This is a genomic window from Enterobacter cloacae complex sp. HYC080_NIDB, assembly GCF_056673325.1.
In genome coordinates this window covers 3431931-3443906 of sequence record NZ_CP114212.1, presented here as the reverse complement: position 1 = coordinate 3443906, position 11976 = coordinate 3431931, and the positions used below count along the sequence as shown (strand labels likewise).

Annotated in this window: 10 protein-coding genes; 7 read left to right on the top strand and 3 right to left on the bottom strand. The window is 56.2% G+C overall.

What is annotated here, in order from left to right:
* Positions 1–26 precede the first annotated feature (26 nt).
* From O1723_RS16430 to O1723_RS16405, 6 genes are all read left to right on the top strand, one after another.
* Positions 27–359 carry a YbaB/EbfC family nucleoid-associated protein gene (locus O1723_RS16430; RefSeq protein WP_014882811.1) on the top strand — a complete coding sequence of 111 codons (333 nt, stop codon included), beginning with the start codon at positions 27–29 and terminating at the stop codon, positions 357–359.
* Complete coding sequence (gene recR / locus O1723_RS16425; RefSeq protein WP_014882812.1) at positions 359–964, top strand: recombination mediator RecR; 606 nt, start codon at positions 359–361, stop codon at positions 962–964. Before O1723_RS16430 ends, recR begins: the two co-directional genes overlap by 1 nt.
* A 110-nt stretch (positions 965–1074) precedes the next feature.
* Positions 1075–2949 (top strand): molecular chaperone HtpG, encoded by a 1875-nt coding sequence (gene htpG, locus O1723_RS16420; RefSeq protein ID WP_248190909.1) that lies wholly within the window; start codon positions 1075–1077, stop codon positions 2947–2949.
* 194 nt (positions 2950–3143) lie between these two features.
* Entirely contained in the window at positions 3144–3788 is a 645-nt protein-coding gene (gene adk, locus O1723_RS16415; protein ID WP_006809841.1) for an adenylate kinase, read from the top strand.
* A 124-nt stretch (positions 3789–3912) separates the two neighbouring features.
* A complete protein-coding gene (gene hemH / locus O1723_RS16410; RefSeq protein WP_014882814.1) occupies positions 3913–4875 on the top strand; it encodes a ferrochelatase in 963 nt (320 codons plus the stop codon).
* 62 nt (positions 4876–4937) lie between these two features.
* Complete coding sequence (locus O1723_RS16405) at positions 4938–6242, top strand: inosine/guanosine kinase (protein WP_023336829.1); 1305 nt, start codon at positions 4938–4940, stop codon at positions 6240–6242.
* A 184-nt stretch (positions 6243–6426) separates the two neighbouring features.
* Here the strand turns inward: O1723_RS16405 and ybaL are convergent, their stop codons facing one another.
* Together ybaL and O1723_RS16395 are read right to left on the bottom strand one after the other, a co-directional pair.
* Positions 6427–8103 carry a YbaL family putative K(+) efflux transporter gene (gene ybaL, locus O1723_RS16400; protein ID WP_023336830.1) on the bottom strand — a complete coding sequence of 559 codons (1677 nt, stop codon included), beginning with the start codon at positions 8101–8103 and terminating at the stop codon, positions 6427–6429.
* Between the two features lie 232 nt (positions 8104–8335).
* Entirely contained in the window at positions 8336–9538 is a 1203-nt protein-coding gene (locus O1723_RS16395) for an MFS transporter (protein ID WP_014882817.1), read from the bottom strand.
* Between the two features lie 164 nt (positions 9539–9702).
* Here O1723_RS16395 and ushA point away from each other — a divergent pair, with 164 nt between their 5' ends.
* Positions 9703–11355: a bifunctional UDP-sugar hydrolase/5'-nucleotidase UshA gene (gene ushA, locus O1723_RS16390; RefSeq protein ID WP_014882818.1), complete on the top strand. Its 1653-nt coding sequence runs from the start codon at positions 9703–9705 to the stop codon at positions 11353–11355.
* 89 nt (positions 11356–11444) lie between these two features.
* Here the strand turns inward: ushA and ybaK are convergent, their stop codons facing one another.
* Entirely contained in the window at positions 11445–11924 is a 480-nt protein-coding gene (ybaK, locus tag O1723_RS16385) for a Cys-tRNA(Pro)/Cys-tRNA(Cys) deacylase YbaK (RefSeq protein WP_014882819.1), read from the bottom strand.
* Positions 11925–11976: the final 52 nt, after the last annotated feature.

Genomic DNA, 11976 nt, shown 5'->3' with positions numbered 1-11976 from the left:
TTAAACGTGAAAGAAGAGAGAAGCCTATGTTTGGTGGAAAAGGCGGTCTGGGTGGCCTGATGAAGCAGGCTCAGCAGATGCAGGAAAAAATGCAGAAGATGCAGGAAGAGATCGCTCAGATGGAAGTCACGGGTGAATCCGGTGCCGGTCTGGTCAAGGTGACCATCAACGGTGCGCATAACTGCCGTCGCGTTGAAATCGACCCAAGCCTGCTCGAAGACGACAAAGAGATGCTGGAAGATCTGGTTGCTGCCGCGTTTAACGATGCTGCGCGCCGTATCGACGAAACCCAGAAAGAGAAAATGGCCTCTGTTTCCAGCGGTATGCAGCTGCCGCCGGGCTTTAAGATGCCATTCTGATGCAAACCAGTCCGCTGCTCACGCAGTTAATGGAAGCTCTGCGCTGCCTGCCGGGCGTTGGCCCGAAGTCGGCGCAGCGCATGGCGTTCACGCTTTTGCAGCGCGATCGCAGCGGCGGGATGCGCCTGGCGCAGGCTCTGACCCGCGCGATGTCAGAAATTGGTCACTGTGCGGATTGCCGCACCTTTACCGAGCAGGATGTGTGTAACATCTGCTCGAATCCGCGTCGTCAGGAGAACGGTCAGATTTGCGTGGTGGAGAGTCCGGCGGACATCTATGCCATCGAACAAACCGGTCAGTTTTCCGGCCGCTATTTCGTGCTGATGGGGCATCTCTCCCCGCTGGACGGTATCGGCCCGGACGATATCGGTCTTGACCGCCTTGAACAGCGTCTTGAGTCCGAAACGATTAAAGAGGTGATCCTCGCCACCAACCCAACGGTGGAAGGGGAAGCAACCGCCAACTACATCGCCGAGCTGTGCTCACAGTACGGCGTAGACGCCAGCCGCATCGCCCACGGCGTGCCGGTGGGCGGCGAGCTGGAGATGGTGGACGGCACCACGCTGTCGCACTCTCTGGCCGGGCGTCACAAGATTATTTTCTGACCAAGCGGAGGCTGCGTTCGCGGCCTCCGCTTGAAATTTCTCTCCCTTATCCCCATCTCTCACTCAACGTTTTACAACCCCATTAAATGGCATTGTTGAGGTCGACTTAGATGAAAGGACAAGAAACCCGTGGTTTCCAGTCAGAAGTAAAACAGCTTCTGCACCTGATGATCCATTCCCTGTATTCCAACAAAGAAATCTTCCTGCGTGAGCTGATTTCCAACGCCTCCGATGCGGCGGACAAGCTGCGCTTCCGCGCGCTGTCTAACCCGGATCTGTACGCAGGCGACGGCGAGCTGCGCGTGCGCGTCTCTTTCAATAAAGAGAACCGTACCCTGACCATCGCTGATAACGGCATTGGGATGAACCGCGACGAGGTGATCGACCACCTCGGCACCATCGCCAAATCCGGCACTAAAGCGTTCCTTGAGTCAATGGGCTCTGACCAGGCGAAAGACAGCCAGCTGATCGGTCAGTTCGGCGTGGGCTTCTACTCAGCGTTCATCGTGGCGGACAAAGTCACCGTGCGTACCCGTGCGGCGGGCGACAGCGCGGAGAACGGCGTGCTCTGGGAATCCAAAGGCGAAGGTGAGTACACCGTTGACGACATCACCAAAGCAGACCGCGGGACTGAAATCACCCTGCACCTGCGTGAAGGGGAAGATGATTTCCTGAACGACTGGCGCGTACGCTCCATCATCAGCAAATATTCCGATCACATCGCTCTGCCGGTTGAGATTGAAAAACAGGAAGAGAAAGACGGCGAAACCGTGGTTTCCTGGGAGAAAATCAACAAGGCGCAGGCGCTGTGGACGCGCAACAAGTCTGAAATTAAAGACGACGAATATAACGAGTTCTACAAGCACATCGCCCACGACTTTACCGACCCGCTGACCTGGAGCCACAACCGCGTGGAAGGGAAGCAGGAGTACACCAGCCTGCTGTACATCCCGGCGCAGGCCCCATGGGATATGTGGAACCGCGATCACAAGCACGGCCTGAAGCTGTACGTGCAGCGCGTCTTCATCATGGACGACGCCGAGCAGTTCATGCCGAACTACCTGCGCTTCGTGCGCGGTCTGATCGATTCCAACGATCTGCCGCTCAACGTCTCCCGCGAGATCCTGCAGGACAGCACCGTTACCCGTAACTTGCGCAACGCCCTGACCAAACGTGCGCTACAGATGCTGGAAAAACTGGCGAAAGACGATGCGGAAAAATACCAGACCTTCTGGAAACAGTTTGGCCTGGTGCTGAAGGAAGGCCCGGCAGAAGACACCGCAAACGTTGAAACCATTGCTAAGCTGCTGCGCTTCGCCTCCACGCACACCGACTCCTCCGCGCAGACCGTGTCGCTGGAAGAGTATGTCTCCCGCATGAAAGAAGGGCAGGAGAAGATCTACTTCATCACCGCCGACAGCTACGCGGCGGCGAAGAGCAGCCCGCACCTGGAGCTGTTGCGCAAGAAAGGCATCGAAGTGCTGCTGCTGTCTGACCGCATCGACGAGTGGATGATGAACTACCTGACCGAGTTCGACGGTAAAGCGTTCCAGTCGGTTGCAAAAGCCGATGAGTCCATCGACAAGCTGGCGGATGAGGTAGATGAAAGCGCGAAAGAAGCCGAGAAGGCGCTGGAGCCGTTCGTTGAGCGCGTGAAAACCCTGCTGGGTGACCGTGTGAAAGAGGTACGTTTCACTCACCGTCTGACCGATACCCCGGCCATTGTCACGACCGATGCCGACGAAATGAGCACTCAGATGGCGAAGCTGTTCGCTGCGGCGGGCCAGGCGGTGCCGGAAGTGAAATATATCTTTGAGCTTAATCCGGATCATCCGCTGGTGAAACGCGCGGCGGATACCCAGGACGAAGCACGCTTTGCCGAGTGGGTTGAGCTGCTGCTGGATCAGTCCCTGCTGGCCGAGCGCGGCACGCTGGAAGACCCTAACCTGTTCATTAAACGTGTGAATGCGCTGCTTCTGGCGTAACTGACCACGCCTCCCCTGGTCTTCTCCCTCTCCCCGTGGGAGAGGGCCGGGGTGAGGGCCCAGACCGCACTCACCCAAATTATCTCCCCCCGTTAACCGTTTCAGCCTTCCCGCCTTCCTTGAGCGATGTCCGTTCTGGTGGTATTGTTTAGCGCTTTTGAAAAATTGAAACGACATTTGAGGGGATTTTCGCAATGCGTATTATTCTGCTTGGCGCTCCGGGCGCGGGTAAAGGAACTCAGGCTCAGTTCATCATGGAGAAATACGGTATTCCGCAAATCTCCACCGGTGACATGCTGCGCGCCGCTGTAAAATCTGGCTCCGAGCTGGGTAAACAAGCGAAAGACATCATGGACGCAGGCAAGCTGGTAACCGACGAGCTGGTTATTGCGCTGGTCAAAGAGCGCATTGCTCAGGAAGATTGCCGTAACGGTTTCCTGCTGGACGGCTTCCCACGCACCATTCCTCAGGCTGACGCCATGAAAGAAGCGGGCATCAACGTGGACTACGTTCTCGAGTTCGACGTACCGGACGAGCTGATCGTTGACCGTATCGTTGGCCGTCGCGTACACGCTGCTTCTGGCCGCGTTTACCACATCAAATTCAACCCGCCTAAGGTTGAAGGTAAAGACGACGTGACCGGCGAAGAGCTGACCACCCGTAAAGACGATCAGGAAGAGACCGTGCGTAAACGCCTGGTGGAATACCATCAGATGACCGCGCCGCTGATCGGCTACTACACCAAAGAAGCGCAGGCGGGTAACACCAAATACGCCAAAGTCGACGGCACCAAAGCCGTGGCTGACGTACGTGCAGAGCTGGAAAAAATCCTCGGCTAATCGCGCGCCTCTCACCCGGGTCCCCGGGTGAGAAATATTCTCACCTTACCTATTACAGCAATGGGTTTCGTTTAAACGCATTTCCGCTACAATTGACAACCTATCAAATGGTTAAGAGGCGTGAATGAGTCAGGCGAAAACCGGCATCCTGCTTGCCAATCTGGGCACTCCAGAAGCACCTACATCAGACGCGGTAAAACGCTACCTGCGACAATTTTTAAGCGACACGCGCGTTGTGGATTTCCCGAGACTGCTGTGGTGGCCGCTGCTGCGTGGCGTGATTCTGCCGATTCGTTCTCCGCGCGTCGCCAAACTCTATCAGTCCGTCTGGATGGAGGAGGGCTCGCCGCTGATGGTTTACAGCCGTCGTCAGGAAAAAGCGCTGGCTGCCCGCCTGCCGGATATGCCCGTCGCGCTCGGCATGAGCTACGGAAAACCGTCCCTGGAAAGCGCAGTGGAATCACTGCTGGCGCAGGGTGTAGACCATATCGTGGTGCTGGCGCTCTACCCGCAATACTCCTGCTCGACGGTGGCCGCCGTCTGGGACGAGCTGGCGCGCATTCTGGCGACCCGTCGCCGCATTCCTGGCGTGACCTTTATTCGCGATTACGCCGATAACGATCTCTACATCAAGGCGCTTGCCAACAGCGCGCGCGCGTCGTTTGAAAAGCACGGCGAGCCGGATCTGCTGCTGCTCTCCTATCATGGGATCCCACAGCGTTTCGCCAACGAAGGGGATGATTATCCGCAGCGCTGCCGCGATACCACCCGTGAGCTGGTTTCCGCCCTCGGCCTGCCGCCGGAAAAAGTGATGATGACCTTCCAGTCGCGCTTCGGTCGCGAGCCGTGGCTGACACCGTACACCGATGAAACCCTCAAAATGCTTGGCGAGAAGGGGGTTAAGCACATTCAGGTGATGTCGCCAGGCTTCTCGGCGGACTGCCTGGAAACCCTGGAGGAGATCGCGGTGCAAAACCGGGAATTTTTCCTTGAGGCTGGCGGCGAAAAGTACGAGTACATTCCGGCGCTTAACGACTCGCCTGAACATATTGACATGATGGTCTCGCTGGTGACGAACAGCCGCTGATCGCACTCCAGGCCGGGTTTGTGCTACCATTCCCGGCCCATATTCTTCATACAGTTCAGACCATGAAATTTCCCGGTAAACGTAAATCCAAACACTACTTTCCCGTTGATGCGCGCGATCCGCTCCTGCAGCAAATCCAGCCTGAAAATGAAACCAGCGCCGCCTGGGTCGTTGGTATCGACCAGACGCTGGTGGACATTGAAGCGAAAGTGGATGATGAGTTTGTCGCCCGTTATGGTCTGAGCGCCGGTCACTCCCTGGTGATCGAAGACGACGTTGCCGAAGCGCTGTACCAGGAGCTGGTGCGTGAAAATCTCATTACCCATCAGTTTGCCGGGGGGACCATCGGTAACACTATGCACAACTACTCCGTGCTGGCTGATGACCGCTCGGTACTGCTCGGCGTGATGTGCAGTAACATTGAAATCGGTGGTTATGCCTACCGCTATTTGTGCAACACCTCCAGCCGTACCGATCTGAACTATCTTCAGGGCGTTAACGGGCCGATTGGCCGCTGCTTTACGCTGATCGGCGAATCTGGCGAACGGACTTTTGCCATCAGCCCGGGTCATATGAATAAGCTGCGCGCCGAGAGTATTCCGGAAGCGGTGATTGCGGGTGCCTCTGCGCTGGTATTGACCTCCTATCTGGTACGCTGCAAGCCGGGCGAGCCGATGCCGGAAGCGACCATGAAAGCGATCGAGTACGCCAAAAAGTACGACGTGCCGGTGGTTCTCACGCTGGGCACCAAATTCGTGATTGCCGATAACCCCGAGTGGTGGCAGGCGTTCCTGAAAGAGCACGTCTCAATTCTGGCGATGAACGAAGAAGAGGCCGAAGCGCTCACCGGTGAGAGCGATCCGCTGCTGGCCTCTGACAAAGCGCTGGACTGGGTGGATCTGGTGCTCTGCACTGCCGGCCCCGTCGGGCTCTATATGGCGGGCTTTACGGAAGAAGAGAGCAAACGCAAAACCCAGCACCCGTTGCTCCCTGGCGCGATTGCCGAGTTCAACCAGTACGAGTTCAGCCGCGGTATGCGCCATAAAGATTGCCTCAACCCGCTGCGTATCTACTCCCACATTGCGCCTTATATGGGCGGACCGGAGAAGATCATGAACACCAACGGGGCGGGTGACGGCGCGCTGGCAGCACTGCTGCACGACATTACCGCCAATGCCTACCACAAAACCAACGTACCCAACTCCAGCAAACACAAGTTCAACTGGCTGACCTATTCGTCGCTGGCGCAGGTGTGTAAGTACGCGAACCGCGTGAGCTATCAGGTGCTGAACCAGCATTCACCGCGCTTAACGCGTGGCCTGCCGGAACGGGAAGACAGCCTCGAAGAGGCTTATTGGGACAGGTAAAAGCAAAACGGCAACCCGGTTGCCGTTTTTAGTGTTTTTTCCCTCTCTCCGTGGGAGAGGGCCAGGGTGAGGGCATCAGACCGCACAAGGTAAAAGCAAAACGGCAACCCGGTTGCCGTTTTTAGTGTTTGTTCCCTCTCCCCGTGGGAGAGGGTCAGGGTGAGGGCATCAGACCGCAAAAATCTTACCCCGTAGCAGCTTCTTCAACCGGCGGTTTCGCCAGCAGCGTCAGCATCGTGTTCGCAATCTCACGTTCGCCCATCACTACCTTATCCGCACCGCGCTCGGTGATGTACTCCACCTCATCGTCATAATGTGCCCGGGCGATAATCTCAATATTGGGGCACTTCTCACGCGCGGTGGCTACAATCTCACCCGCTTCATAGCCATTCGGAATAGTCAGCAGCAGCCAGCGCGCGCAGTCCAGATGCGCCAGCGCCATAATCTCCTCGTTCGCCGCATTGCCCAGTACCGCACGTATACCACGCTCGCGCAGTTCATCAACGCGGGTGCGTGAGGTTTCAATCACCACCAGCGGAATGCCCTGCGCCATCAGCTTCTCACCGAGCAGGCTGCCCACGCGACCAAAGCCGACCAGCAGCGCATGGTTGCAGATATCCACCGGGATCTGCTTCTCCTCTTCGATGGCTTCTTCCAGCGTCTGCTCTTCCAGCGTTTCGGTTTTATCGAGGTATTTTTCCAGCAGGGCAAACAGGACCGGGTTCAGCATAATCGACAGAATTGCCCCCGCCAGCACCAGATTCTGCCCGGCCTGGGGCAGCAGGTTCAGAGCCATACCCAGACCCGCGAGGATAAAGGCGAACTCACCAATCTGCGCCAGGCTGGCGGCAATCGTCAGCGCCGTACGCGGGGAGTGGCCGAACATCCGCACCAGGAAGAAGGCGGCGAGCGACTTACCGAAGATAATGATCGCCAGCGTGCCCAGCACGGCCAGCGGCTGCTGAACCAGAATCATCGGATCAAACAGCATGCCGACGGAGACAAAGAACAGCACGGCGAAGGCATCACGCAGGGGCAGGGTGTCATGCGCGGCGCGGTGGCTCAGCTCAGACTCGTTCAGCACCATTCCGGCGAAGAACGCGCCCAGGGCAAAGGAGACGTCGAACAGTTCAACAGCGCCAAAAGCGATCCCCAGCGCCAGCGCCAGCACGGAAAGCGTAAACAGCTCGCGGGAGCCGGTCGCCGCGCTGCGGGACAGGATCCACGGCACCAGACGACGGCCCACCAGCATCATGATGGCGATAAACGCCACCACTTTACCTATGGTGATACTCATATCCAGCGCCAGCGAGGCGAAGCCGATGTTGTCTTTTTCCATCATTCCGGCGACGGCTGGCAACAGCACCAGCGTCAGCACCATCACAAGATCTTCCACAATCAGCCAGCCTATCGCGATTTGCCCGCGCTGGCTGTCTATCAGCTGTCTCTCTTCAAGCGCGCGCAGCAGCACCACGGTACTGGCGGTTGAGAGACACAGCCCAAATACGATACCGGTCATCAACGACCAGCCCAGCACGGCCGAAAGCGCCATCCCCAGCAGCGTCGCCACCCCTATCTGGGCGATCGCGCCAGGTATGGCGATCGACTTTACCGCCATCAGGTCCTTCAGGGAAAAGTGCAGGCCAACACCAAACATCAGCAGAATCACGCCTAATTCCGCCAGCTCAGGCGCCAGCTTGGTATCCGCGACAAAACCTGGCGTAAACGGTCCCGCCAGAACCCCCGCTAATAAATAGCCGACAAGAGGAGAAATACGCAGTTTATTGGCAATCATGCCAAGGATAAAAGCGAGCACAAGTCCACCAACAATGGTGGTGATAAGCGGTGTGGCGTGGTGCATTCCGTCTCCTTTCGCGGTGAGTGTTCCATTTTTGGCGTGAATACCAAAAGACCAGGTAATAGTTTATGACAATTTTTGCCCTTATGTTTATGAATAATTGTTGAAGTTTGAATAAAACGGCAATATGCGCGTAAAAAAGCGCATATTGATAAATTCAGGTCAGGGATGGAGAGGAAACCCTTATGGCATAAGGGGGGCAGGTAGCCAAAGTTTTACTTTGGCTACCTGTAATTCACGCTTTGTGACGGTTATCAGGCAGGAATATGGTCAACATCCCCAGAAGTGGCAGGAAAGCGCAGATTTTGTAAACCAGGAAGATGCTGGTGTGATCCGCGACCATCCCCAACACCGCTGCACCAAGCCCGCCCATACCGAAGGCGAAACCGAAAAAGAGTCCGGAAACCATACCGATACGGCCCGGTAACAGCTCCTGGGCATAGACCAGAATGGCGGAAAATGCCGAGGCGAGGATAAAACCAATGATCACGGTTAAAATGCCCGTCCATTCGAGGCTGGCATACGGCAAAATAAGGGTAAACGGCGCGACACCGAGGATAGAGCCCCAAATAACATATTTCCGGCCAATCTTATCGCCCACCGGCCCGCCAATAACCGTTCCGGCAGCAACCGCGAAAAGGAAGGCAAACAGGTGGATTTGCGCATTTTGTACCGATAATCCGAATTTTTGCATCAGATAAAAGGTGTAATAGCTGCTGATGCTTGCCATGTAGAAGTATTTCGAGAAAATCAGCACCAGCAGTACGGAAACCGCCAGAATGACCTTATTCCGGGGCAGGGGATTGATAACCTTCGCTTTAGGTCTCCCCTTATTTACGCGATGCTGAGCGGCATACCAGCGGCTGATCTGCGCCAGCACGATAATTGCCAGCAGTGCGGCCAGCACAAACCACGCCACGTTCCCTTTGCCATACGGGGCGATAATCACCGCCGCCAGCAAGGGGCCGAGGGAGCTGCCAAAGTTACCGCCGACCTGGAAAAGTGACTGCGCCAGCCCGTGACGGCCGCCGGAGGCCATACGCGCCACGCGTGAGGACTCAGGGTGGAAGACGGACGACCCGGTACCCACCAGCGCGGCAGCAATCAACACCGCCTCAAAGCTGCCAGCCATCGCCAGCAATACCAGACCGCTCAGGGTAAAGCACATGCCAATCGGCAGCGACCACGGCATCGGGTATTTGTCCGTCCAGTAGCCCACCACCGGTTGCAGCAGCGAGGAAGCCAGCTGGAAGGTGAGGGTGATCATCCCGATCTGCACGAAAGTTAACGAAAACTCGGACTGCAGCAGCGGATAAATTGCCAGAATCAACGACTGGATCATGTCGTTGAGCAGGTGCGAAAGACTGATTGCGCCTAATACCTTAAAAGAGGTGCGCGATTTTGGCGGCGACGCCGGGGTTGATTCGCTGATTGCCATAAATACCACGTTGTTTTGTTATTAGAGATGCAGGGTGTAATTATTATCCGACTAACATACCCGCCCGGGACATTTGAAGAAAGTCGCAATTCTGAAAACTTATTTGTCTATTATTGTGAGTCACTGTAATTTTTGCCTTTGTCTATTGGTCAGGGAGAGAGAAGATGAAGTTAATGAAGCGGGGCGTCGCGCTGGCGCTCATCGCCGCATGGGGTCTGGTTAGCCTGCCCGCGCAGGCGTATGAAAAAGATAAAACCTATAAAATCACCATTCTGCATACCAACGATCATCATGGTCATTTCTGGCGCAGTGAATATGGCGAATATGGTCTGTCGGCGCAAAAAACGCTGGTGGACGGCATTCGCAAAGAGGTGGCAGCCCAGGGCGGCAGCGTGCTGTTGCTCTCAGGCGGTGATATTAATACCGGCGTGCCAGAATCTGATTTACAGGATGCCGAGCCGGATTTCCGTGGCATGAATCTGATTGGCTACGACGCGATGGCCGTCGGTAACCATGAGTTTGATAACCCGCTGACGGTGCTGCGTCAGCAGGAAAAATGGGCCAAATTCCCCTTCCTCTCCGCCAACATTTACCAGAAAAGCACCGGCGAACGGCTGTTCAAACCCTGGGCGCTGTTTAAGCGTCAGGATTTGAAGATCGCAGTCATTGGCTTAACCACCGACGATACGGCAAAAATCGGCAATCCCGAGTTCTTTACAGATATTGAATTCCGCAAACCGGCAGACGAAGCGAAGCTGGTGATTCAGGAACTGCAGCAGAATGAAAAGCCGGACGTGATTATCGCCACCACGCACATGGGGCACTACGACAACGGTGAGCACGGCTCCAATGCACCCGGCGACGTGGAGATGGCGCGCAGCCTGCCTGCAGGGTCACTGGCCATGATTGTGGGGGGGCACTCACAGGATCCGGTGTGCATGGCATCGGAAAATAAAAAACAGGTGGATTACGTGCCGGGCACGCCGTGTGCGCCGGACCGTCAGAACGGTATCTGGATTGTGCAGGCCCACGAATGGGGTAAATACGTGGGCCGGGCGGACTTTGAGTTCCGTAACGGCGAGATGAAACTGGTGCACTACCAGCTCATTCCGGTCAACCTGAAGAAGAAAGTGACTTACCCGGACGGGAAAAGTGAGCGCGTACTTTACACGCCAGAGATCGCTGAGAACCCGCAGATGCTCTCCCTGCTGACACCGTTCCAGAACAAAGGCAAAGCGCAGCTGGACGTGAAAATCGGTACGCTTAATGGTCGTCTGGAGGGGGACCGCAGTAAAGTCCGCTTCGTGCAGACCAACATGGGACACCTGGTGCTGGCGGCGCAAATGGCGCGCACCGGTGCTGATTTTGGCGTGATGAGCGGGGGCGGCATTCGTGACTCTATTGAAGGCGGAAATATCACCTACAAGGATGTCCTGAAGGTGCAGCCGTTTGGTAACGTGGTGGTCTATGCCGACATGACCGGCAAAGAGGCGATTGACTACCTGACCGCCGTCGCGCAGATGAAGCCGGATTCCGGGGCCTATCCGCAGTTTGCCAACGTCAGCTTTGTGGCAAAAGACGGCAAACTGAATGATCTGAAGATCAAAGGCGAGCCGGTCGACCCGGCGAAAACCTACCGTCTGGCGACGTTGAGCTTTAACGCCACCGGCGGCGACGGTTATCCGCATATTGATAATAAACCGGGCTATGTGAATACCGGCTTTATTGATGCGGAAGTGCTGAAGCAGTACATCGAGCAGAATTCACCGATTGACGTGAACGCGTATGAGCCGAAGGGTGAGGTGAGCTGGCAGTAGTCTGGTATTTTGCCGGGTGGCGGCTTCGCCTTACCCGGCCTACATGCGAATCGTAGGCCCGGTAAGCGCAGCGCCACCGGGCAATTTTCTCAATCCCTGCGCGCAATATCCGCAAACTTCGCGTCCAGCATTTTCGCCAGATCGCCCGCCGCCAGCTCGATATCCAGCCCGCGTTTGCCGCCTGAAATATAGATCGTGTCAAATTCCTGCGAAGGGGCATCAATCAGCGTCGGCAGGCGTTTTTTCTGCCCCAGCGGGCTAATCCCGCCCACCAGGTAGCCGGTGGTCCGTTGCGCAACCATCGGATCTGCCATATCCACCTTTTTCGCCCCCAGCGCCTTCGCCACTTTCTTGAGATCGAGCTGTCCGGCGACGGGCGTGACCGCCACGGCGAGATGTTTCATATCGCCGTTCACCGCAACCAGCAGCGTTTTGTAGACCTGGTCAGCGTTCAGCCCCAGTTTGCGCACCACTTCGTCGCCAAAGTTGGTTTCATTCGGATCGTGATCGTAAGTGTGGATCCGGAAAGAAATGTTGTTTTTTTCGAGTAATTTAACGGCGGGAGTCATAGCTATCCTTCTTACGACAGACAAATCATGCCAACAGCATACGCCTGACGTT

Coding starts and splice junctions, on each gene's coding strand:
- O1723_RS16405 (WP_023336829.1), top strand. CDS start 4,938: ATGAAATTTCCCGGTAAACGTAAATCCAAACACTACTTTCCCGTTGAT.
- hemH (WP_014882814.1), top strand. CDS start 3,913: ATGAGTCAGGCGAAAACCGGCATCCTGCTTGCCAATCTGGGCACTCCA.
- ushA (WP_014882818.1), top strand. CDS start 9,703: ATGAAGTTAATGAAGCGGGGCGTCGCGCTGGCGCTCATCGCCGCATGG.
- htpG (WP_248190909.1), top strand. CDS start 1,075: ATGAAAGGACAAGAAACCCGTGGTTTCCAGTCAGAAGTAAAACAGCTT.
- ybaL (WP_023336830.1), bottom strand. CDS start 8,103: ATGCACCACGCCACACCGCTTATCACCACCATTGTTGGTGGACTTGTG.
- O1723_RS16430 (WP_014882811.1), top strand. CDS start 27: ATGTTTGGTGGAAAAGGCGGTCTGGGTGGCCTGATGAAGCAGGCTCAG.
- ybaK (WP_014882819.1), bottom strand. CDS start 11,924: ATGACTCCCGCCGTTAAATTACTCGAAAAAAACAACATTTCTTTCCGG.
- recR (WP_014882812.1), top strand. CDS start 359: ATGCAAACCAGTCCGCTGCTCACGCAGTTAATGGAAGCTCTGCGCTGC.
- adk (WP_006809841.1), top strand. CDS start 3,144: ATGCGTATTATTCTGCTTGGCGCTCCGGGCGCGGGTAAAGGAACTCAG.
- O1723_RS16395 (WP_014882817.1), bottom strand. CDS start 9,538: ATGGCAATCAGCGAATCAACCCCGGCGTCGCCGCCAAAATCGCGCACC.